General features: G+C 47.1%; 21 protein-coding genes. 12 read left to right on the top strand and 9 right to left on the bottom strand.

What is annotated here, in order from left to right; genetic code table 11:
- Positions 1-40: 40 nt before the first annotated feature.
- The 8 genes from PEB0122_RS07170 to PEB0122_RS07205 all read right to left on the bottom strand — a co-directional run bounded on the left by PEB0122_RS07170 (position 41) and on the right by PEB0122_RS07205 (position 7805).
- Positions 41-976, bottom strand: coding sequence for an SDR family oxidoreductase (locus tag PEB0122_RS07170; RefSeq protein WP_225867823.1), 936 nt, complete (start codon positions 974-976; stop codon positions 41-43).
- Positions 973-2121, bottom strand: a complete 1149-nt coding sequence (gene queG, locus PEB0122_RS07175) for a tRNA epoxyqueuosine(34) reductase QueG (protein WP_083650278.1) — start codon at positions 2119-2121, stop codon at positions 973-975. Before queG ends, PEB0122_RS07170 begins: the two co-directional genes overlap by 4 nt.
- Positions 2102-2794 carry a glutathione S-transferase family protein gene (locus PEB0122_RS07180; protein WP_075914019.1) on the bottom strand — a complete coding sequence of 231 codons (693 nt, stop codon included), beginning with the start codon at positions 2792-2794 and terminating at the stop codon, positions 2102-2104. The genes queG and PEB0122_RS07180 overlap by 20 nt, the downstream gene beginning before the upstream one ends.
- Positions 2795-3379: 585 nt before the next feature.
- Positions 3380-4036: a ribosome biogenesis GTP-binding protein YihA/YsxC gene (gene yihA, locus PEB0122_RS11660; protein ID WP_075869060.1), complete on the bottom strand. Its 657-nt coding sequence runs from the start codon at positions 4034-4036 to the stop codon at positions 3380-3382.
- Entirely contained in the window at positions 4037-5884 is a 1848-nt protein-coding gene (gene yidC, locus PEB0122_RS07190) for a membrane protein insertase YidC (protein ID WP_075916412.1), read from the bottom strand.
- Positions 5885-5898: 14 nt separating this feature from the next.
- Positions 5899-6267 (bottom strand): ribonuclease P protein component, encoded by a 369-nt coding sequence (gene rnpA, locus PEB0122_RS07195; RefSeq protein WP_075869058.1) that lies wholly within the window; start codon positions 6265-6267, stop codon positions 5899-5901.
- 188 nt (positions 6268-6455) lie between these two features.
- Positions 6456-6590: a 50S ribosomal protein L34 gene (gene rpmH, locus PEB0122_RS07200; protein WP_075869057.1), complete on the bottom strand. Its 135-nt coding sequence runs from the start codon at positions 6588-6590 to the stop codon at positions 6456-6458.
- Positions 6591-6755: 165 nt separating this feature from the next.
- The gene (locus PEB0122_RS07205) at positions 6756-7805 is read right to left on the bottom strand and encodes an Lnb N-terminal periplasmic domain-containing protein (protein ID WP_083650280.1); all 1050 of its coding nucleotides are present in this window, start codon (positions 7803-7805) and stop codon (positions 6756-6758) included.
- Positions 7806-8054: 249 nt separating this feature from the next.
- On the opposite strand from PEB0122_RS07205, the gene PEB0122_RS07210 reads away from it, so the two are divergent.
- The 8 genes from PEB0122_RS07210 (at position 8055) to rsmI (ending at position 17495) form a co-directional block, all read left to right on the top strand.
- The gene (locus PEB0122_RS07210) at positions 8055-8312 is read left to right on the top strand and encodes a hypothetical protein (RefSeq protein ID WP_143238813.1); all 258 of its coding nucleotides are present in this window, start codon (positions 8055-8057) and stop codon (positions 8310-8312) included.
- Between the two features lie 1489 nt (positions 8313-9801).
- Complete coding sequence (locus tag PEB0122_RS11740) at positions 9802-9957, top strand: hypothetical protein (protein WP_158025425.1); 156 nt, start codon at positions 9802-9804, stop codon at positions 9955-9957.
- A 127-nt stretch (positions 9958-10084) separates the two neighbouring features.
- Entirely contained in the window at positions 10085-11326 is a 1242-nt protein-coding gene (locus tag PEB0122_RS11880; protein ID WP_225867824.1) for an alpha/beta hydrolase, read from the top strand.
- An 81-nt stretch (positions 11327-11407) separates the two neighbouring features.
- On the top strand, positions 11408-12559 hold the full coding sequence (locus tag PEB0122_RS07225; RefSeq protein WP_075869052.1) for an Mrp/NBP35 family ATP-binding protein: 1152 nt from the start codon (positions 11408-11410) through the stop codon (positions 12557-12559).
- A gap of 336 nt (positions 12560-12895) precedes the next feature.
- Positions 12896-13693: a lytic transglycosylase domain-containing protein gene (locus PEB0122_RS11970; RefSeq protein ID WP_083639727.1), complete on the top strand. Its 798-nt coding sequence runs from the start codon at positions 12896-12898 to the stop codon at positions 13691-13693.
- A 636-nt stretch (positions 13694-14329) separates the two neighbouring features.
- A complete protein-coding gene (gene pyrF / locus PEB0122_RS07235) occupies positions 14330-15025 on the top strand; it encodes an orotidine-5'-phosphate decarboxylase (protein WP_075869051.1) in 696 nt (231 codons plus the stop codon).
- Between the two features lie 87 nt (positions 15026-15112).
- Positions 15113-16606 carry an acetyl-CoA hydrolase/transferase family protein gene (locus tag PEB0122_RS07240; RefSeq protein WP_075916418.1) on the top strand — a complete coding sequence of 498 codons (1494 nt, stop codon included), beginning with the start codon at positions 15113-15115 and terminating at the stop codon, positions 16604-16606.
- Positions 16607-16610: 4 nt separating this feature from the next.
- Positions 16611-17495, top strand: coding sequence for a 16S rRNA (cytidine(1402)-2'-O)-methyltransferase (gene rsmI / locus PEB0122_RS07245; protein ID WP_075916420.1), 885 nt, complete (start codon positions 16611-16613; stop codon positions 17493-17495).
- A gap of 89 nt (positions 17496-17584) precedes the next feature.
- On the opposite strand, the gene PEB0122_RS07250 is transcribed toward rsmI, so the two are convergent.
- A complete protein-coding gene (locus PEB0122_RS07250; RefSeq protein ID WP_143238814.1) occupies positions 17585-17791 on the bottom strand; it encodes a hypothetical protein in 207 nt (68 codons plus the stop codon).
- Positions 17792-17819: 28 nt separating this feature from the next.
- Between PEB0122_RS07250 and PEB0122_RS07255 the strand changes: the two genes are divergently transcribed.
- From PEB0122_RS07255 to PEB0122_RS07270, 4 genes are all read left to right on the top strand, one after another.
- Positions 17820-18188, top strand: coding sequence for a YraN family protein (locus PEB0122_RS07255; protein ID WP_075916424.1), 369 nt, complete (start codon positions 17820-17822; stop codon positions 18186-18188).
- A gap of 301 nt (positions 18189-18489) precedes the next feature.
- Positions 18490-18735, top strand: a complete 246-nt coding sequence (locus PEB0122_RS07260; RefSeq protein ID WP_075869046.1) for a hypothetical protein — start codon at positions 18490-18492, stop codon at positions 18733-18735.
- A gap of 130 nt (positions 18736-18865) precedes the next feature.
- On the top strand, positions 18866-22684 hold the full coding sequence (gene metH, locus PEB0122_RS07265; RefSeq protein ID WP_083650301.1) for a methionine synthase: 3819 nt from the start codon (positions 18866-18868) through the stop codon (positions 22682-22684).
- A complete protein-coding gene (locus PEB0122_RS07270; protein WP_075916426.1) occupies positions 22681-23445 on the top strand; it encodes a pyrroline-5-carboxylate reductase in 765 nt (254 codons plus the stop codon). The genes metH and PEB0122_RS07270 overlap by 4 nt, the downstream gene beginning before the upstream one ends.
- Positions 23446-23582 lie beyond the last annotated feature (137 nt).

Here is a 23582-nt window from a genome sequence, read left to right on the forward strand (position 1 = left end):
CTCAAGCGCCTAGCCGCCTTTTTTAAAAGGCGTGCGAGCACTAGAGCTTTTTATCCCAAAGATTATCTTTCCACATTGCTTCCAACGCGGTTCGATAATCGGGATATTTCAGATTATATCCTGTTTTTAAAAGTTTATGATTCAATATTCTTTTATTATCACCATAAAAAGAACGTGCCATGGGCGACATATCGGCCCTTTCAAAGGGAACTTCTTCAAGATCGGTTACCCCCATCAATTTTGCCGCATAATGCATGACAGCTTCGGGCGGTGCCGGTTCATTATCGACAATATTGAAAATGCCTTCACGTTTTGCCGAAGAAAATGCCTTGATGACACCGGCAATATCATCGACATGGATGCGGTTGAAAAACTGCCCCTTTTTGATCACAAGTGTTTTGTTGCCCTGACGTAATTTCATGAAAGGGTTGCGCGAAGGACCATAAATGCCGCCAAGGCGCAAAATGGCAACGGGGATATTGTGCTTGTTCCCGAAGGCCTGCCATTTCTTTTCCACTTCAAGGCGGGAAATGTTGCGTTCGAGCGAGGGGTGACAGGGGGCTTCCTCGTCAATCCACCCACCGTCATGATTGCCATAAACGCCAATGGTGGAAAGATAGCCTATCCATTTTAACTGCGGCATAGATCCAAGAATGTCGGGCCGGTTCAAAACCGCATCGCTCATTGTCTCGTCGGGTGAAACCGAAATAACAAGATTTGTTGTTGTTTCAAGCCGTTCAAAAAAAGTCGGGGTCGGCTCGTCAAAAAGAAAGGGCTCGATATTGGCGCTTTCGAGAGAGGCGAATTTTTCTTTTGTGCGTGTTGTGCCGCAAATCCGGCTTTTTGTGGCAGAAGGCGCGGTGTCTGATGTGTTGGCAACATGGGCGCCATAAAGAGAGGCGAAGGCGCGAGCAGAATAGCCCGCTCCAAGCATCATGAATTGTTCGGGTGCTTTTGCTTTCGTTTCCTGTTTCAATCTTTCCATTCCTTTAACACATCGGGGTTTGAAGAGAATGTTATAGAACGCTTTGCCAATTCATCAAATTCGGCTTTTGGGAGGAGTTGTTTCAAGGCCCAGACAGCCATACCAGCAACGAGTGGGTCGGGATCTTGTAAATGCGGCTTCACCACACTGACAAGCGAGCGGTCGGCGCTGTTACCCGCAGCAATCAGACAATTGCGGATGAAGCGGTTGCGCCCGATACGTTTGACCGGAGAAGCGGTGAAAAATGAACGGAAAGCTGCATCATCAAGCTTCAAAAGAAAATCGAGCTTCGGGGCAATCAAGTCTTCACGTGCTTTGAGTTTGATTTCGCGTGTCGTTCGGGCAAACTTGTTCCACGGGCAGGCGGAAAGGCAATCATCACAGCCATAAATGCGGTTGCCGATGGCTTTACGGAAAGAAAGCGGAATTTGCTCCTTGAGTTCGATGGTAAGATACGAAATGCAGCGGCGTGCATCAAGCTGATAAGGGGCGGGAAAGGCATGGGTAGGGCAGGCGGAAAGACAGGCATGGCAGGAACCGCAATGGTCGACTTCCGGCTCATTAACAGGAAGTTCGACATCGGTGAAAATGGAACCGAGAAATAGCCACGAACCGAATTCGCGGCTCACAAGATTTGTGTGTTTTCCCTGCCAACCAAGGCCGGCAAGTTGGGCAAGCGGTTTTTCCATAACGGGTGCGGTATCGACAAACACTTTGACATCGCCGCCAAAACGCGAAACAAAGCGCGAGGCTATCTGCTTGAGACGCCCCTTTATCAATTCATGATAATCACGATGGCGGGCATAATAGGAAATATTTCCCGAGCTTTTGTCGGGTCTCTGGTGGAATTCATGCGCGTCCGGCCCGTAATTCATCGCAAGCATAATGACCGATTTGACGTCCGGCCATAAATTGGCGGGTTCCATACGCCGTTCGGCCGTCTCAAGCATCCATTCCATGGTGCCGTGATAGCCGTGCTGCAGGGCTTCAACAAGGTGATGGGCTGCTTTTTGATTGTTGGAACCGGTGATCGCAATGGCATCAAAACCAAGGGCTGCGGCTTCTTTGGTAAGAAAATCCCTGAGGACCAGTAAATCCTTCAGTTTTGCTTTGTCGCTAGAAGTCGAGATCGGCATAATGCGTGCTCGGAGCAATGCCTCTTATGCGATCATTCAAAAGCGGACGGAACGAGGGTCTCGATTTGATGCGCATATACCAGTCGCGCGAGGCAGGGAAAGATTTCCAGTCGATTTCTCCCATAAAATCAAGGACAGAAAGTGAAGCGGCGGCCGCAAGATCGGCATAGGAAATGGAATTTCCGGCAAGCCAATCGCGTGAGGCGGAAAGCCATTCCAGATATTTCATATGCGGACGGATATTGGCACGGGCATAGCGCAAAGTTTGTGAATCGGGTGCGCCACCTCCCTGAGCCAGCGGAATTTCACGTTTATAAATACGCTCGCGTACAATGTGACGTGTGACTTCACTTTCAAGTTTCGTTAAAAACCATTCGGTCAGACGGCGTACTTCTGCGCGTTCGAGCGGGTTTTCGGGAAAAAAGCGCTGGTCACGACGCAAGCCGCCACGCGTTTCATCAAGATATTCATAAATGACATAGGCACCACAAAGCGGCACTTCCCGCTCGGCTAACAATACCGGTACGCTGCCTGCCGGATTGAGCGCAAGAAACTCACGCCGACGCGCCCATTCATGCTCTTCGATAAGGTTGGTGGCAACATCATATTCGTTAAGGATGAGCCGCACAAAACGGGAAGAAGAGGACATCGGATGATGAAAAAGCGTTAGCATGACAACTCTGGGTTTTTAACAAACTTCAAAAGACCTTATAGAACCCATTCGCACGAAGAACAAGAAAGGGAAACACCAAGCTGAGCTGTTGCAATAGTCATGCTTAATCAATTGTAAAATACGCCAAAAAATCGTTCTGCAACGTTAATAATTTTTAAAACGGAATGAACAAAACGGTGAACTTAAAAAAACCGATCATGGAATGTCTTGAAGTGACGGATGTTTTGTTTTTCTCGCCAAAATTTCCTTGAAAATTCAACTTTAAGTAGCAGTATTGCCCGTAAAAAGTGTTTTTCGGACAAGGGCCAAAGCTGTTTTTTAAAAAGGGGATGATGGTTTTCGAAAAGATTTTTTAAAAATGCAACCGGATCTTTTTTAAAAAGCAGAAAGCAATTTTTCAGGAGCCGGCTTTTAAATGAAAGGGGTTTTGATGATGAGACGTTGAGTGCAAACGGTGTCGGGTGTGAAAACGGATTTCATTGTTTATTGTAGCGCATTTTTGCCTACCATTTTTAAAAAACCAAGTCTGGAAAAATTTGAAAATGAAAAACTGAATCGGGCGGGCAAAACGTAAACGCGCAAAACTTATCGGGCAAGCGGATTGGCGGCCTCTAAAATGGTTTCTCTCAAATCATCAAGGCCAATGCCTTTTTCGGAAGAGGTGGCAATGATATGCGGAAAAGCGGCAGGACGTTTGACGATCACCTTATGGGTGTTATCAATCAGTTTTTGAAGCTCTGTGGTTTTGATTTTGTCGATTTTTGTGAGAACAATCTGATAGGAAACTGCTGCTTTATCAAGAAGGGTGAGCACATCCTGATCATTCTTTTTAATGCCATGGCGGGCATCAATGAGCACATAGACGCGTTTCAAAGTAGTGCGGCCGCGCAAATAGTCGAAAATGAGCTTTGTCCATTGATCGACCTGCGCTTTCGGTGCTTCGGCAAAGCCGTAGCCCGGCATATCGACAAGCGCGAGCGGTGGTAAATCATCAACAGTGCCGGCAAAGCCGTCCGGCACAAAATAGTTGAGCTCCTGTGTGCGACCGGGGGTGTTCGACGTGCGCGCGAGTCCTTTATGGCCGACAAGCGCATTGATGAGCGAGGATTTGCCGACATTGGAACGGCCGGCAAAGGCAATCTCGGCGGGCCCTTCGGGCGGCAGAAACTTCATTGCCGGTACACCGCGGATAAAAATCCAGTTACGGGCAAAAAGTCCCGCCAATGCAGGACTATCTGTCACTTATTTGGTCTCTTTCTTCGGTTTCTTTTTGAAGATGGCTTTGAGATTGTCCCAAAGTTCGATCTTTGCACCCTGACTTTTCATGATGATTGCCTGCTGGCAAATCGACAGCGTGTTGTTCCATGCCCAGTAAATAACAAGACCGGCAGGAAACGAGGCAAGCATGAATGTAAAGACAATCGGCATCCAGGTGAAAATCATGGCTTGTGTCGGGTCGGGTGGTGTCGGGTTCATGCGCATTTGCAAGAACATGGTGATACCCATAATGACAGGCCACGCGCCGATCATCAAAAATGCCGGAACATTATAGGGAAGCCAACCGAACAGATTAAAAAGCGATGTCGGGTCGGGGGCTGCAAGATCCTGAATCCAGCCAAAGAACGGCGCATGGCGCATTTCAATGGTGATATAGAGCACCTTATAAAGGGCAAAGAAAATCGGGAATTGCACGAGAAGCGGCCAGCAACCGGCGAGCGGATTGATTTTCTCGGTTCTATAAAGCTCCATAATGGCTTGTTGTTGCTTGACCTTGTCATCGGCATATTTGGTGCGGATTTCCATCATTGCCGGCTGTACAACCTTCATGCGAGCCATGGACTTGTAGGACTTGTTGGCAAGCGGGAACAAAACCGCCTTCAGGATGACAGTGACAAGCAGAATGGCAACACCGAAATTGTTGGTGAGCTTATAGAGAATGTCGATCAAAGCAAACATCGGCTTGGTAATGATCGAGAACCAGCCCCAGTCAATCAGCAATTCAAATTTTAAAATCTTCAGATTATCCTGATAGGCATTGATGGTTTCAACGCGTTTTGCACCGGCAAACAAATGATTGGTAATGGTTTCGGTTGCACCGGAGGCAACGGTGATGGCCTTGCCGGTCAAATCCGACTGGTAATGGGTGGAAAGACGATCGAAATAGACAAAACGGCTCGTATATTCCTCATCCTGCGGAGGAATAGCAGCAACAGCCCAATATTTGTCGGTAATGCCGATAAAGCCGCCTTTGACCTTGTCGAAAACCATTTTCTTTTCATTTGCCGCATCGGGTTTCAAATCTTTCAATGCGGAATATTTTTCTTCCTTGAGGCCATCATCGCCGGCAACGCCGATCATGCCTTCATGAAGAAGATAGGTGGCACTTGCGTGTTCGGGAGGAGCAGCGCGGGCAACGCGCGCATAAGGCAGAAGGCTTACAACCGAAGAGGCATTGTTGGTGACACTGTCGGAAATGGTGAACATATAATTTTCATCAACCGAGATCACACGGTGGAAGACCTGCCCCTGACCGTTATCATAAACAAGATGGACAGGTGTCTTGGGTGTCAAGGTTGTGTTTTCGCCATCCACTTTCCATTCAGTGTTGAATTGCGGCAGGCTTCCGGCAGGCAATCCCTTGCCGGTAAAACCGAATTCGGCAATATAGGTTGTGTTGAACCCGTTCGGATTAAGAAGGGCAATTTCCGGCGAATTCTTGTCAACCGTCAGGCGGTAATTTTTCAAAAACAGGTCATCGAACTGGGCGCCAACAAGATTGATTGACCCTTGAAGCTCGGGCGTGTCGATTGCAACACGATTGGATTTTTTAAGCGCTGCATCCCTTGCGTCCGGTGTCATTTCAATACCGGCGGGGTTTATTTCATCTTTGTTTTGCGGTGGTGTTACAGTGCCATTTTCGGCAGTCGGAACGGCCTGATTTTGCGCGTTTTCATCTTTCTCGATCTGGCGGGCAATTTCCTGAGCCTTTTGCTGGTCGGCATTTTTCGGCGCAACATAAAAATACTGCCATGCAAGAATGATAAGGAGCGACAATCCAATAGCAATGAAAAAATTACGATTATATTCCATGAGCGATTGTCCTGTTACCGTTTCGAGTTTTGTAATTTTTGCCTGAACCGGCGTTCCATTTCTCCGGTCAGACTGTCGAATGATGCTAGAAGCGCATCGGGCCGCGCAATAATGACATAATCTGTCCCGGCGGCAATGTCACGCTTTAATGAAAGCCGGAAAGCTTCGCGCAAACGCCGCTTGATGCGATTGCGCTTGACTGCATTACCATTTTTGCGCGTGACAGTAAAACCGACACGCGGCAAAGTTGTGGATTTGATTTCTTCCGGTAAATCCCGGCTTTTCGATTCGAGAAGAAAAAACGGTCCGCGCCGTTTTTCACCGTTTCTTAATGCCAAAAAATCCGCCCTTTTACGAAGGCGGAGGAAGGATTTCTCACTCATCGGAAAAACCTCTAACAAAACTCTGCCTTGAAAGAGCGGGTTTTAACGGGTGTCTCAACACTGGCCTATTGCAACGGAAAAGGGAAAAATAGCTAGTCAAAAAGCCCATCTTTCCGGCCGTTGTAAAATCCCTGAAAAACCGGAAAATTGAAACCGGAAGAATTGAAAAAACCTGAAAAAATTGAAAATCAGGCTGAAAGGCGCTTGCGACCACGGTTGCGGCGAGCGGCGACAACTTTACGGCCACCAAGGGTTGCCATGCGCGCACGGAAACCGTGGCGGCGTTTACGGACAAGTTTGGACGGTTGATATGTACGTTTCATTTATTTAACATACCGCGGCGTGCGGCCCTTCTTGGTTCTATGTGCGGTTTCCCGCCGGTTGAACAGTTTTCAAACCTTGTGCTGCTAAACAAAGTGCTCTGAATAAAGTACTTCGAATAAAGGACAGGTCAATTTTTGCGCTTATACGGTTTAGTTTTCGCCGAGTCAATTGCCGTTCGTGTTTCGCACCCGTCTGATATCAACAGAATATTGGTCACGACGGCCATTTATCTGGGGCTCTATATGGGCTTCGTCAACAAGCTGTTTTAATGATTTTTCTGTATTGACCACTTTGAGGTCATAAAGATAGGAGGGGAGCTGTCCTGAAAAGAGAATGCGCCAGTCAAGCGGAATACCGGGGTCAAGGATGCGCGCCATGTCGAAAACGACTGTCGTGCAATTGGCTGTGACGGTGTTATAAAAGCGCGCCTGATGGGCAAGTTTGTCGGCTGTTTCAAGATAGTTCAAAAACAGGTCTTTTATCTTTTCTTTGCCCACATTGATCGGGTAGCGATAAACATTTTCATGACGGATATCGGTGCGCAGTTTTATGATATCTTCTTCGGGAGCGGCAATCATAATCAATTCGAATTCTTTGAAAAAACCGCCAATGGCAGAAAAGCTCTGCTCTTTTGTGCGCCGGATTTCGGCAGAAAACACCAGATGGCGTCCGTCTTTGAATGTAAAGCCCACAAGCGTATGGGCAATATAGGGCCCCATCCAATAGGATAAATAGACATCAAGCCCGATAAGATCATCGACATTATAAGTCCCGTTTTCCCAGTTTTCCCTTCCCTCGTAAGGCGCAATCCAGTCGAAATTGCGGATGTTTTGAAGATGGACAATATCGGGATTGATGGGGTCGAATGTGGCTTCCACACTGCGCGCAAGTTCGGGTGCCCAATCGCGGTGCAGTGTCGGCCTGATTGTCGACCACCATATGATCACGCCGATAAACATGAGCGCTAAAAGAATGCGCGATTTCCATGGGGTTTTGAATTCGAGGACGAGCGCATAAATGCCGACAACCAGCCATAAAACAGCAACAAGAACAAAGCCCGCCATATTGAACGGCAACTGGTAGAAAAAAGCAAACAGACTCCAAACCAGCATGAAAAAGGCAAAGATAAGCCAGATTGCACGCGCAATCTGCCCGAAAAAGCGTGTCAGAATATGTTTTGATGTATGCCCGTTAGTGGAATGAAGTTTTTGCATAAAATATCCGACTGGTTATCTGGTTGTGCACCCGTTTGGTCACCCCGATTTTTTAAAAAATCAACTCTCCATTTTCAATCTATAGCAGAATGTTTCAAGTAGAACTTTCACGGTTTTTCAGGTTTCAGATAGACGTTTATTGAAAAACAATGTATCCGGAACTTTTTAGACGAAAAATTCCAAGAGAGAAGAATTTGGTTGTGTTCATCATCAAAACAACCTATGATTGCCGAAGGCAGTTTTTGGGGAGTGAGTGTAGCGAGTTTCAGGATGACTGACCATTGCAACAATATGCAACGACTGATCTTTATGATTCGTCAATATCTTTCATCGGAAAGTTACGTTATGGAGTGTTCGTCCAATGGTGTTTTCGAGGTCGAACGGGCGGTTAGAGAATTTCATCTTTATGATCCCGAATGCGATGTGAATGATGAATTTTTGCGCGAGATGTTGTGTGTGGAAGCCTTGCGCAAGGGCATGGCTTTGCATTTCGGTAAAGAAATTTAACTCTTTGGAAAATTTAATTTTTTAATGGCCTGTTGGATTTTCGCCTTATATCCGAGGGGGTAAAAATTCACCTTTCTGTGAGAAACGGCTTTTTCTCTGTAACGGGCTTTTGTGTCAGCGTCATTTCAAAACCCGTTGCCGGATGATCGACAAAAATGTCAGAGCAAATTTTGAAATAAAATTTTATTGGCGATTGTTGGGAGGTGCGACAGGATGAGACACCTTCAAGCTTGAAAAAGACTGTTATCTGTCAGTCCATTAATTTATTTGGCTAACCGTCAATCGGGCTGCTTTGTTGCAATGTATTTCCCAAATATTTTAAAAAAATACAACCTATGCGAGAAAAATAGGCGAAAAGTCCGGTTTGCCTGACATGGTTCATCGTATTCTTTTCGTCTGGCTTTTCGTCTGGCCGTCAAGTCTGACAGTGTGTGAAAAAGTTCTATGCGAAAAGGCGGCGAAAGATAACCTGCCTCGAAAATTGCAATGTTTCATAAAGTGGCGAGCAACATAATAGCGAAAGGGGTGTTGAAAAAAGAAAGGCAATAAAGAGGAAGAAGAAGCCGGAGAGGTGGCGAAAGGAAAACAGGGCTCTGGAGTTTTCAGGAAAAAATCCGCTGATATCCGAAATCGGGGAAAACATAAAGGTACTGGAAATATGAGAAATGAGAGAGGTGAATAAGGGGGTGAGAAAAATTTAAAACGAAGCGCAGGGAAAAAAGAGCGGCAAGAAAAGGGCGGAAAATTAAAAAGATCACCATGGCAACGGGAGCGACGAGGAAAAAAGGAAGGTCGGGTGAAACGGGAAAAGACGAGAGACAAAACAAAGGTTAAGAAAAAATGATAGGTGGCAAAAGGGTAAGGGAGAAAGCCGGAAAGAAGAAGGAACCGGAAAAGAAGTTGCCCACCCTTAGGAGCATGCCACCCATAAAAAGACAATAGCGCAAAGGAAACTTGCGTCAACGCTTGTCGATTGTTTTGTAAATAAATTACACGGGAAAGTTGTGGAAAAGTGTCTCAAAATTGCATGAGCAAGGTCAACAGAAGATCAAGCCCATAGCAAAAAAAAGAACAGACGGAAGATATGGCAATAAAAATAAGGAAACTGAAAAGCGGGGGCGAACAATAAAAAAGAAAGGCCAATCAAAAATTGGAAAACAGGGGAATAGAGCAAAAACAAGCGGAGGTAAAAAGTAAAAGCAATGGGGCGGGGAGCAAAACAGGCGGGAGCAGCAGTGGGCGGGGAGGTGGCAACGTTCACGCGTGCTTGATGATTACCAAATCTTGCAATGCGGTTGCAGTGATTAGACGACGATGAGGATGCCGGAAGGCGAGGCAAAACAAAAAAGATGGAAAATAGAAAAGAGGAAAAATAGAAAAGATGTGAGGCATGAAGAATACGAGCGGGCAGTAGGCCGTGGGAGAAAAAGGTGAAAGCGGCAACACGATAAGGAGAAGATAGAGACGCAATGGAGGAGAAAAGAAGGACATGGGAGGGAAGGAAAAAACCGGAAAACAGAAAGTTAAGGGGTGGGGAAAGAGTTTCAGAAAATATAGGAAGCAAGCGGGAAAAGTTGGTCAATCATTGGTAGAAAAAGAAACAGTCACTCCAAGAAAGCATGATGATTGCCGCCCGAATGCGTGATGATTGCCCTCTTGGGGCGGATGGAACCTTACCCGTGAACGAGGTTATCACTGCCAATTGTTTTGCCGAAATCGTAAGAAATACCTATATTAATAAAGTCTGATAACGTGTTTTTTAAATGATGTTTATGAAAAAGGGATCAGGTTTTATTCTTGCATTTCTGTTGCTGGTTTTAACAAATTTTATTTGTGACAGCGCATTTTCGGCCGCGGCCGTAGAGCCGCAGGAAACAATTCAACAAAATGGAACATCCGGACTTATTGTACCAGACAATAAATTTTTGAAAAACAGCTCTGCCCTTGCTGCCAAAATGCCCGAAGAGAACAATTTCAGGCAAATGGGCTTGCCCCCAAGGAACATGAAAACTTCAGCCATTCAATCTGCTGAAAGGCAAACGCCTACAAATTTACATATTGTCTCGAAGAAGGGCTTGCCGGTTAAAACAGCGGCAATGGGGACTATTGGAAATGCGCCCGACAGTAAAAGAAAAGCACCTTTCATTACGATCAATGCAACGCTGCCCGAAGCGGTGAACACAAAGGTTCCGCGGCCGCTCGAATCCGGCCTTTTTAAAATGCCGCAAATGCAAAAACAGGAAGGAAGAGCCGCTTCAAGAGGAAATGAAGACGACGCTTCAAAAGGAAAAACCCCACCATCAGGAAAAACCCCACCATCAGGAGAGACTGTCATGCAGGAAAACAGCGAAGGCCGAATGAACCTTGTTCATTTGCCGGATTTTACTTATCGCATCGACCGTAGCGATCATCCTTCGGGGGAGGTTGTTATTCTGCTTCATGGTTCGGGTGGCGATGAAACGACGCTTTTTCCTTTTGCCCGCCCGATATGGCCGAAGGCAACACTCATCGGCATTCGCGGGCGCATTGTGCAGAATGGTGAAACGCGCTGGTTCAAAAAGATAACGCCGACAAAATTCGACGAGAAAGACGCAAGTAGTGAAGCCGATGCTTTTGTAAAATTTATGGGAAACCTTGCCGAAGAGCATCATTTTGATTTGTCGCGGGTAACTTTTGTCGGCTATTCCAATGGCGCGAATTTGCTTGCTGTGATTATGATGCGCCATCCCGGTTTTGCCCGACGCGCCATTCTTATGCGTTCCATGCCGGTGATTGACAATAGCGACAAAGAGGATTTGTCGAAAAATCGGATTTTGATTATTTCGGGTAAAAAAGATGCGCTTTATTCGCCTTTCGCACCGGCTTTATTGTCGGTTTTCAAGAAAAATGGTGCAAAGGTTGATGCAGCAATGGTCGATAGTGACCATATGATAGGCGAAGCTGATCGGGATGTTATTGTCAAATGGATCAAAGAACAGAATCCGGATCGTATTTCGGCCAATACAAAAGTTTAAAAAACTGCTCGTTAGCCGGTTGACCAAAGGCTTTCCGTCGCGATAGGAAAGACAAAAATCCAGCAGATTTGCAGGAAGGAAATGCGCGTGTCCAATATCACAAGCGATGCTGTTATCGACGAATTGAGAAAAGTAAAAGGGCCCGATTTTGAAAGCGATATCGTCTCGCTCGGGCTGGTTTCGGAAATATTCATTTCCGATGGAAAAGTGTTCTTTTCGATAACTGTGCCGGATGAAAGGGCACAAGAACTGGAGCCGTTGCGACAGGCTGCCCAGAAGGTGGTCGAGGCAATGGATGGCGTCAAAGCCGCAATTGTCACATTGACCGCCGAGAAAAAGGGTTCGGCCAATGCTGGTAAAACAACAACTAGCGATGAGCCCCATAAAGCACCGGCAAAAAGAATTGTTGTCGAACCGGGGCACGCGAGCCCGAAGATTGCGCGTGCGAGCCACGGCATTGGTGAAAAAAAGCCGATCGAAGGGGTCAAACATATTATTGCGGTTGCATCCGGAAAAGGTGGCGTTGGCAAATCGACAACAGCAATCAATCTGGCATTGGCACTTGCCGACAGGGGTTTTAAAACAGGGCTTCTTGATGCCGATATTTACGGGCCGTCATTGCCGAGATTGACCGGCCTTATCAATCAGCGTCCGCGTGCAGTTGAAGGCAACAAGCTTGAAACACTTGAAAAATTCGGCCTGAAATTGATGTCGATGGGCTTTCTCGTGGATGAAGACCGCCCGATGGTTTGGCGGGGGCCGATGGTGATGTCGGCTGTTACACAATTTTTGCGTGATGTTTTGTGGGGGCCGCTTGATGTGCTGGTTGTCGATATGCCCCCCGGCACCGGCGACGCACAATTGACACTTGCCCAGCAAGTGCCGATGACCGGTGCAGTGATTGTTTCCACTCCGCAAGATCTGGCATTGGTCGATGCGCGCAAGGGAATCGAAATGTTTACCAAGGTCGGCGTGCCGATTTTGGGTGTGATCGAGAATATGAGCTATTTTATCGCTCCCGATACCGGCAAACGCTATGACATATTCGGCCATGGCGGGGCGCGCAACGAAGCCCATCACCGGCAGGTGCCCTTTTTGGGCGAAATCCCGCTTGATCCGGACGTTCGCGCCTTGTCGGATGCGGGCACGCCTGTCTTTATTGAAAAGCCGCAAAGCGTTTTTGCCAAACTTTATCGGGAGATTGCAGAAAAGCTCGCAAATAACCTTTCGTAAACCATGTTTTGCCAAGTCGAACAAGTTGTGCTAGGTTGACTTTGCAACCGACGTGCCTAGATGTCGTTTCGGGAAGCTTGAAGATATTGTTTTCAACAGTTTGAAGCAATGCTTCAAGGTGTCATTAAAAACGGGTTTATCCCCTGTTTGAATTAAGTTTTTAAGGGGTTATCCACTTTGATGACAAGAAAATGACACTTTGGTCACAGGATTGCCATGAAATCGGCAAATAAAGGCTGGAACGCACTTTTTGTACTGTGTATGTGCGTTTTGACAGCCGTGATTTTGGCTTTCTTTAAAAAGTTTGCATAAGTTTGAATAAAAAACGGGTGGTGCATGACTAAACGACGTTTGATTGTCAGCGGTAGTATTATCGTATTAACGGGGTTTTTGGGTGCCTGTACACAGCAGAACAAACCGAAGACCGAACTCACCGATGCGACCACGTCTATAGCGCGTGTCGGAACAATGACGACACCTCTATCGTATGGCTATCTGATCGATAAAAAAATTCCGGTGCCGGTGTTCAAGGAACTTTCCTATACCGGCAAGGAAGCAAATCCGGCAGCACTTGCCAAAGCAAATGCACTAAATTCCAATGCGGCCAATCCCAATGCATTGAAAAGCCAATCCGGTCCTGTTGAACTTGCCCATGCAAGTCCGGAAGTCGAACAACTCATTTCCAAATATTCAATGGCCTATAATGTGCCGGAAAGTCTTGTAAGACGCGTTGTCAAACGCGAAAGCAACGGCAATCCCAATATTCGTAATGGCCCATATCTCGGATTGATGCAAATCAGCCATCCGACGGCCAAAGGCATGGGTTATCAGGGCGACCCGAAGGGGTTGCTTGACGCAGAAACCAATTTGCGTTTCGCGGTAAAATATCTGGCCGGTGCCTATAAGGTTGCCGATGGTAACGAAGCGCAGGCAGTGCGCCTTTACGCCCGTGGTTATTATTATGACGCCAAGGCCAAAGGGCTGCTTGACGAGACGGGGCTTGGTGACAATTCCGGCATTTCCGATGATGCCAAAGCCGCAGTTGAATCGGTTACCAGACAAAAGACCGATGCAAGTACAGGTAACGGCACTGTCAATATTCCGATCCCACAGCTCAAAAACAGCGGTACATGAGTTTTTTAAAAACAGACGAAACGCTGTTTGATTGCCATTTTCATTGTAACACGTGCTTTTGTTGAAGAGCAAAAGCATGAAGGTTGCTCATGATGCAATTCTTTTGATATTTCATTTGCCAATGATTTGATATCGGTTTTACGGCAATAGATATCGTTTTGAGGGAAATGATGTCGATTTTAAAAAGATTGACCACTGTTTACCCGAGTGTTCGGGGTGGAATTGCCGGATAAAACATACGGCATTCTTTTGAACGCCGGTCTATGTGACCGACCGGGGATAATAGTAAACGATGGTTGATAGTCGGGTTTTGAAGTTTTGAAGCAATGAAAACAGTGAATATTATAGAAAAACGGAAGCACAATTGCTTGATTGGAAAGACGGGCAAGTTGTGCTTTTTGTTTATGCCTGATAATGAGCTTTAAAGGGAACCTTATCCGTTCACCGGTCGTTTGCTTTTAAAACAAGCGCTCAAGGCAGAAGCTGAACGGGAAGTTTATGGCTTCTCAAGTCGTAATAGCGGGTTCGGTGATTGCAGGTTTTTAAACATGCAATCAGGTTTTTAAAAAAGGTCGCCCGAAAAAGGGGACTTAAAAAAAGATTGTCCGAAAAGGGCATTGCAATGGAGTTTGATTGATGGCGAATGTTATGCGGGATCGGTTGATTGTCGGGTTGGACGTCGCTGATATTCGGCAGGCAGAAAAGCTGGTTCAGGAATTGGGCGATACCATCAGCTTTTATAAAATAGGCTATCAATTATTGTTTGCAGGCGGGCTTGAATTTGCCCGTGAACTCAAAGAGGCAAACAAAAAAGTTTTCCTTGATATGAAACTTCTCGATATCGACAATACGATAAAAAGTGCGGTTGAAAATATCGTCAAGCTCGGCGTCGATATGTTGACGGTTCATGCTTATCCGAAAGCAATGCGGGCAGCTGTGAGCGCGGCCAAAGGAAGCAATCTTTGTCTTCTTGGTGTGACAGTGCTCACCTCGATGGATGACGATGATCTTAAAGCGGCAGGCTACTTTGACGATGCCAAAACATTGGTGTTGAAGCGGGCAAAAGACGCCCGTTCAGCAGGAATGGGAGGCATTGTTGCCTCTGCTGCAGAAGCACGCGCTTTGCGGGAAGTGATTGGCCCTGACATGGCTTTGGTTACCCCCGGTATCCGCCCGAAAGGGGTCGATAAAGGTGACCAGAAACGTGTCATGAGCCCGAAAGAAGCAATTGAGGCCGGTGCAAGCCATCTTGTGGTAGCCCGGCCTATTATCAAAGCCGATAATCCGTTGGAAGCGGCAAGAAAAATCTTGGATGAAATGAAAGAGGCTTGATAGCATAAGTTCGATAGTCTTCACTTGAATTTTTCAAAATTGGCGGGAGAGGTTGGCCTTGTTGCTATCGAGAGATGGGAGTAAAAAATGTTTGAAGACCGTATTCAGAGCGAGGAATTAAGAGCAAAGATCGTCTCGGCAGACGAGGCGGCAAGCCTTGTCAAAGATGGAATGGTCGTTGGTATGAGCGGCTTTACCCGCGCGGGCGACGCCAAACTTGTTCCTCATGCAATGGCAAAACGGGCAAAAAAACACCCTTTTAAAATCAGCCTGTTGACGGGCGCTTCCCTTGGTCATGACACCGACAAGATATTGAGCGAGGCAGGCGTGCTTGCCCGTCGTATGCCGTTTCAGGTTGACACCGCTTTAAGAGCGGCAATCAATCGCAGCGAGGTTATGTTTATTGACGAACATTTGTCGGAAATGGTCGAGCAATTGCGCGCCCACCAGTTACCGCCGGTCAATATTGCCATTATCGAAGCGATGATGATTCATGAAGATGGTTCGATTGTGCCGACAACATCTGTCGGCAATTCGGCAAGCTTTGCCTTGGGGGCGGATAAAATTATTATCGAGCTCAATACCAGTCTCAATCCGGATTTTGAAGGCATACACGACATCTATATTCCTTCTCCACGGCCAAACCGCGAGCCCGTCGGGGTTTTGAAACCGGATACACGCATCGGCACTACAGCAATCAAGGTCGATAAAAACAAAATTGCGGCCATTGTCATTTCGGATGTGCCGGATAGCCCGTCATTGATTTCGCCAGCCGATGATGCAACCAATGCCATTGCCCGCCATTTGACCGAATTTTTCTTAAAAGAGGTCGATCAAGGGCGCATGGATATGACTTTGAGCCCCATTCAGGCAGGTATCGGCACCATTGCCAATGCAGTTCTGACAGGCTTTGTGAATAGCCCGTTCCATAATTTGCAGATGTATAGCGAAGTGTTGCAGGATTCCACCTTCGAACTTTTCGATGCCGGCAAGCTCGATTTTGCGTCGGCCTCGTCCATTACTTTGAGTGAAGCCTGCGCCGCGCGTGTTTTTCCGAATATCGGACGCTATAAGGACCGGTTGATCCTGCGGCCGCAAGAAATATCGAATTTGCCGGAAATTATTCGCAGGCTCGGTATTATTGCGATCAATACTGCGCTTGAATTCGACATTTACGGCAATGTGAACTCGACCCATGTCGGTGGCACCCATATGATGAACGGCATTGGCGGTTCTGGCGATTTTGCGAGGAATGCCTATATTTCGGTTTTCGTAACAAAATCGGTTGCCAAAGGTGGCAAGATTTCCTCCGTTGTGCCGATGGTTGCCCATGTCGATCATACAGAACATGATGTCGATGTTCTGGTGACAGAATTGGGTTATGCCGATTTGCGCGGCCTTGCACCACGTGAACGCGCGCCGCTTATCATCGAAAAATGTGCCCATCCCGACTATCGGGATGTATTGCGCGATTATTTCGACCGTGCTTGCAAAACGGCCGGAGGCCAGACCCCGCATATTCTTGAAGAAGCCTTTTCGTTTCACGAAAAGTTCAAGAGAACGGGTTCAATGTTAGGATGAGTTTTTGACAGACAGGAAATACATCATCGGGGCGAATGCTTATGTAGCACCAGCCCTTGAACCGGCGCTCTACCTTGTGGCCACACCGATAGGAAATCTCGGCGATATCACCTTGCGGGCAATAGAAACAATTGCCGCTGCCGATGAACTTGCCTGCGAAGACACCAGAGTGACACGCATATTGCTTGAGCGTTATGGTATCCATCAAAAGCCGGTTGTTTATCAGGAACATAATGTCGAGGAAGCAGGCAGAAAGCTTCTTGGTGTTCTTGAAGATAATCGCTCGGTGGCATTGGTGAGTGACGCCGGTATGCCGCTTATTTCCGACCCCGGTTTCCGGCTTGTTGCCGAGGCGCGCGAAAAAAACATCAAAATTGTGCCGGTGCCAGGTGCTTCTGCTGCCTTGACAGCATTGATTGCAACAGGCCTGCCAACCGACAGTTTTTTCTTTTCCGGCTTTCTTCCAACAAAGTCCATGCAAAGAAAAGCCCGCCTTGAAGAACTTGGGCTCATTCCCGCTTCATTGATTTTTTACGAATCCCCGCACCGCGTTTCCTCAACTTTGTCCGATATGGTTGAAATTTTCGGGAAAGATCGGCGTGGCGCGATCTGTCGCGAAATGACCAAAAAGTTCGAGACGGTTGATGTTGCGACACTTTCGGAATTGAAGGAACGCTATAGCGACGGCAAAAAGATACGAGGGGAAATTGTTATCATTGTCGAACCACCGTCAAAACAGGAAGAAAAATTCGACACGGAAGAAATCGACAAGCTTCTGACCGACCTTGCAAAAGATTATCCGGCAGCAAAAGCCGCCGCAGAAGCAGCGAAAATGACCGGACACAAAAAAGCCGATCTCTATAAGCGCCTGTTATCGCTGAAGGATTAAGCTTTTAAAACAAGATCAAGGCTTGAAAAAGCTTAAGGTGGCTCGAAAAGATTGAGAGGCTCAAGAAGGCCAGAGGATAAGAAGCCCGCCTAACCGAAAAAGACAAGGGCAATGAAAAAGCCCGAGTAACTGAAAGAGATGTGGGGCTTAACAAAATCTGTTAAATTTCTCTGGTCAATTTTTAAAGTATCGGTTCTCTCACCTTTAAAATATTCGGGGATACGGTCAAAGCATTGTGTTTTTTCAAAAATATTTCTGTATAAATCTTTATTCTTGTGAGTAAATAGATGTGTCATTTGTCTCTCCTTTTCATGAAACAGGATCATGAACAAAAAACGCAAGCAGGAAACCTATTTACGCGGAATTTATGCTGAAAGGCTTGCGGGTTTATGGCTGCAAATGAAGGGCTATCATATTGCGGCACGCCGGTTTGAAACCCGTTTTGGCGAAATTGATATTATAGCGCGGCGCGGCAATGTCATTGCCATTGTTGAAGTGAAAGCCCGCCCCACCATCAAAGAGGCGATGGAAGCGGTTAAAACAGCAAGTGAAAAACGTTTTGACAATGCAGCCAATATATTTCTCGCGCGTCAGCCCGACCGCAAAAAATTGCGGCTGCGCTATGATTTGATTGCGATCAGCCCGTGGAAATTTCCCCGTCATATAGAGTCGTTCTTTCAACCGGAAAATTGAAAAACAACAAGCGGGAAAGATAACCGGCAATTGCGGTTTGGCAAGTTCAGTTTGTTCAGCATAAACGGTGTTGTTCATAAAAGCTTCTGCAATAAATAGAGTGTAATAGCTTTAACGACGAAAAGTTCGGGAGAGGAAAAACGGTTCCATGAAAGACACTTCGCGAAGAGACGCATTGTTGAAGAGGCACGAACGAAAAAAACATTTTGTTTTTCTCTTTCATGCGTTAGAAGGAAAGAAACATCGAGTAGCCGGACTTTGATTTAAGAAGAATTGCAAGCCCGCTTGAAGAGGATTGATTATGGACGATTATGAGAAGTTCGCAACCGGTCTTATAATAGTTTTTGGTGCGTTGATTATCGGTGGCCTGATGGCTGCCCATCTTGTTGCCTTGAACCGCGCCGGTTTTATGTTTGCATTAAGCGCCGGTATTATGGGCTGGTTTTCTGCTTTCGCAATTCTGTTCGACAAGAAAAAAGCCTATCTTATTTTGATAATTCTGTCAGTTTTGTGTGTCGCTTGCTCTATCGGTATTTTTGTCCGGTGACGATCACAAAAAGTTTTATTAAAAAGGCGCCGGTTTTTACCGGCGTTTTTTATTTCTATTCTTGGAATTTATTGACATAAAGAAATCTTTATGTCACTCATGACCGGCTGATATGAAAGGTTTCCCCGCTATGTCGCATATTGTCGAAAAGTCATCTTCCGGCGAAGAGAAAGCCTCGGGCAAGACATCAAATCCCGATAAATCAAATCCCGTAGAAAAATTGTTCGGTCAAACGGAAAAGCCGAAAAACCGTTCGGAAGAATTGCGCCAATTGGCGCGCGAGCGCATTCTTATTCTTGATGGCGCGATGGGAACGCAAATCCAGTCTTTCCATTTTGACGAAGAACATTTCCGTGGCGAGCGGTTTGTCGCCTGTAGCTGCGCCCTTCAAGGCAATAACGACCTTTTGACATTGAGCCAGCCGAAAGCCATTGAAGACATCCATTTGCGCTATGCTTTGGCCGGCGCCGACATTCTGGAAACCAATACATTTTCTTCAACCACCATTGCACAAGCCGATTATGGCATGGAAAATATGGTCTACGAGCTTAACCGTGACGGCGCCCGTCTTGCGCGTCGTGCAGCCTTGCAGGCCGAAGAGAAAGACGGCAAGCCGCGCTTTGTTGCCGGCTCCATTGGCCCCACCAATAAGACCGCGTCGATTTCGCCAGATGTCAACAATCCGGGTTTTCGTGCCATTACCTTTGATGAATTGCGTATTGCCTATGGCGAGCAGATCAATGCACTGATTGATGGCGGGGTTGACCTGCTTCTCATTGAAACGATCTTCGATACGCTCAATGCCAAAGCGGCTATTTTTGCTGCCAAAGAAGTTTTTGCCAAAAAAAATATCGAATTGCCGATCATGATTTCCGGCACGATTACCGATATGTCGGGGCGCACACTTTCAGGACAGACGCCGACAGCCTTTCTTTATTCGGTTGCCCATGCCAAGCCGTTTTCTGTCGGGCTTAATTGTGCTTTGGGCGCAAAGGCCATGCTGCCACTCGTCAAGGAAATGGCCGCCAATACAGAAGAACTGATTTGTGTTTATCCGAATGCCGGTTTGCCCAATGCCTTTGGCGGTTATGATGAAACGCCGGAAATTATGGCAAAAGAACTTGGAGAATATGCGCGGGAAGGTGTCATCAACATTGTCGGCGGTTGCTGCGGAACCACGCCCGATCATATTCGCGCCATTGCCGAAGCGGTCAAACCGTTCAAACCGAGGAAGCCCAAACCGCAAGAAAAGCTTTTGCATTTGTCGGGTCTCGAACCGTTTACACTCACCCACGACATTCCTTTCGTCAATATTGGCGAGCGCACCAATGTTACGGGGTCGGCACGTTTTCGCAAACTCATAACCAATAATGATTATACGGCTGCTCTTGATGTCGCGCGCAATCAAGTGGAAAACGGCGCGCAGGTCATCGACATCAATATGGATGAAGGCTTGATTGATTCCGTTGCGGCCATGCGCAAATTCTTAAATCTTCTTGCCTCAGAGCCCGATATTTCCCGTGTTCCTGTCATGATTGATTCATCAAAATGGGAAGTTATCGAAGCCGGTCTTCAATGTGTGCAGGGAAAATCCATCGTCAACTCGATTTCCTTGAAAGAGGGCGAAGAAAAGTTTATCGAACACGCAAAACTTGCTTCCCGTTACGGGGCGGCCGTTGTGGTTATGGCTTTTGATGAAAAAGGCCAGGCCGACACCGAACAACGCAAGGTTTCAATCTGCGAGCGCGCTTATAGGATTCTTGTCGACAAGGTCGGTTTTCCGCCTCAGGATATTATTTTCGACCCCAATATTTTCGCCATTGCCACCGGCATTGACGAGCACAACAATTACGCCGTCGATTTTATCGAAGCGACCAAGGAAATTCGCAAAAAATTGCCCTATTGCCATATTTCCGGCGGGGTCTCCAATCTGTCATTCTCGTTCCGCGGTAACGAGCCGGTTCGCGAGGCGATGCATTCGGTCTTTCTTTATCGGGCAATTGCCGCCGGTATGGATATGGGCATTGTCAATGCCGGACAATTGGCGGTTTACGATACAATCGAACCGAAGCTTAAAAAAGCCTGTGAAGATGTGATCCTCAATAAGGACGCAGGCGCAACCGAACGCCTGCTTGCTCTAGCGGAAGAATATCGCGGCAAGGCCGGTGGCGGCGTTAAAAAGGAAAAAGACTTGAGCTGGCGACAATTGCCGGTGGAAAAGCGCCTTGAACATGCTCTTGTCAACGGCATTACCGAATATATCGACGCCGATACCGAAGAAGCACGCCAAAAAGCCGAACGCCCGCTTGATGTCATTGAAGGGCCGCTTATGGCCGGTATGAATGTGGTGGGCGATCTATTCGGTTCGGGCAAAATGTTTTTGCCGCAGGTGGTGAAATCCGCCCGCGTGATGAAGCAGGCTGTGGCCATTCTTCTTCCCTATATGGAAGAGGAAAAGCGTAAAAACGGTGGGGAAGGCCACCAGAGTGCGGGTAAAATTATTCTCGCAACTGTCAAAGGCGATGTTCACGATATTGGCAAAAACATCGTCGGCGTTGTGCTTGCCTGCAATAATTACGAGATTATCGACCTTGGTGTGATGGTTCCCGCACAAACCATTCTCGATGCGGCGCGGCGTGAAAAGGCCGATGCAATCGGTCTTTCCGGCCTCATTACACCTTCACTTGATGAAATGGTCAATGTTGCCCATGAAATGGAAAGTCAGGGCTTCGACATTCCCTTGTTAATCGGTGGGGCAACAACAAGCCGCGTTCACACGGCCGTCAAGATCAACCCGCAATATCACCGCGGGCAGAGTGTCTATGTGCTTGATGCAAGTCGGGCGGTGGGAGTTGTTTCATCGCTTCTTTCCCCGCAAACAAAAACCGAAACAATCAAAAAAATCCGTGAGGAATATGCCAAGCTTGCCGCCGCCCATGAAAAGGGCGAACAACAAAAGACCCGCGTTTCCTTAAGCGAAGCGCGCGCCAATGCGTTGAAACTCGATTTCAAGAATTATAAACCGGTCAAGCCGACATTTCTTGGTGTCAAAAAATTCGACGATTGGGATCTTGCCGAACTTTCCACCTATTTCGACTGGACACCGTTTTTCCAGAGCTGGGAATTGCGTGGGCGTTTTCCGGCAATTCTTGATGATGAAAAGCAGGGCGCAACAGCCCGCCAGCTTTATGACGACGCGCAAAAAATGCTTAAAAAAATCATTGCCGGAAAATGGTTCCACCCGAAAGCGGTGATCGGCTTCTGGCCGGCAAACCGCGTTGGTGACGACATCCGCATTTATACTGACGAAACAAGAAAACACGAGCGGGCAACTTTCTTCACTTTGCGCCAGCAATTGCAGCGGCGCGAGGGAAAGCCCAATCTTGCTCTGGCCGATTTTGTTGCTCCTGTCGGCACACCCGATTATCTCGGCGGTTTCGTGGTAACGAGCGGCTTTGGCGAGGACGAAATTGCCGAACGGTTCAAACGCGAAAACGACGATTATTCCTCCATTCTTGTCAAAGCTCTGGCCGACCGTTTTGCCGAAGCTTTTGCCGAATGTCTGCATGAACGCGTTCGCAAAGTCTATTGGGGATATGCGGCCGATGAAAATTCGACAAAGGAAGACCTGATTGCCGAAAATTATCGTGGCATACGTCCGGCTCCCGGCTATCCCGCACAGCCCGATCATACCGAAAAAGGCACATTGTTCGAGCTTCTTGATGCGACAAAAAATACCGGTGTGGAACTCACCGAAAGTTACGCCATGTGGCCTGGCTCGTCGGTTGCCGGACTTTATTTTTCCCATCCCGACAGCTATTATTTCGGCGTTGCCAAGGTCGAACGCGATCAGGTTGAAGATTATGCAGAAAGAAAAGCAATGCCGGTGAGCGAAGTCGAACGCTGGCTTGGCCCGATATTGAATTACGAGGTTAAAAGAGACAAATGAAACTAGGTTTTATCGGTACAGGAACCATTGCCTCGGCCATGGTGGAAGGCTTGATGAAGAGCGATCCTCCGGTGGAACAAATTACGGTTTCACCCAGAAATGCCGACCGCGCGGCACATCTTGCCAAACTTTATGACAAGGTGAAAATCGGCAAAGACAATCAGGATGTCATCGACCAGAGCGATGATGTTTTCATTTGTCTAAGAAGCCAGATTGCCGAGGAAGAATTAAAAAAGCTCGATTTTTCTAAAACAAAAACAGTTATTTCGGTTATTGCTATGGCAACGGCAACCGAGACCGAAAAATGGATTGGCAAAAAGGTTTTTCGCGTAATGCCGCTTCCCTTTGTTGCCGAAGCCAAAGGCGTTACGGCAATTTATCCCGATAATCCTGAATTGAAGAAAATTTTCAATGCAATGGGTGGGGCAATCGCTGTCAAGGATGAAAGCCAGTTTGCATTGATGATGACGGCCGGCTCTCTGATGGGCGTCTATTTCAATTTCATCGAAACAGCAAACCGTTGGTTTGAAAAAAACGGGCTTGATGAAAGCCAGTCGGCACCATTTCTTGCCTCAATGTTTGGCAATCTTGCCGACGAGGCGCGAAAAGTAGAGAAGCCCGATTTTACTAAATTGGAAGCCGAATATTCGACCAAAAAAGGTACGAACGAGCTGGTCTCCCAATATTTCACCGATCATGGTGGCAGAGAAGCCTTAACCGGCGGCCTTGATGAAGCATTCAAACGTATCAAGGGCGAGTAAGGCGCTTGAAAGCAATCAAGCTCCGTTTCAGTGCGAAAGCAGGTTGATAACAATGCCCGCGTGTTAAAGCTCCGCGGGCATAGTTACGGCCTATTTAAAAAGCTGTTGGTTCAGGGCTTTCAGCAATTTTTGCGGCC

This window comes from Ditibartonella apis (assembly GCF_001952075.1).
Lineage (GTDB): Bacteria > Pseudomonadota > Alphaproteobacteria > Rhizobiales > Rhizobiaceae > Bartonella > Bartonella apis.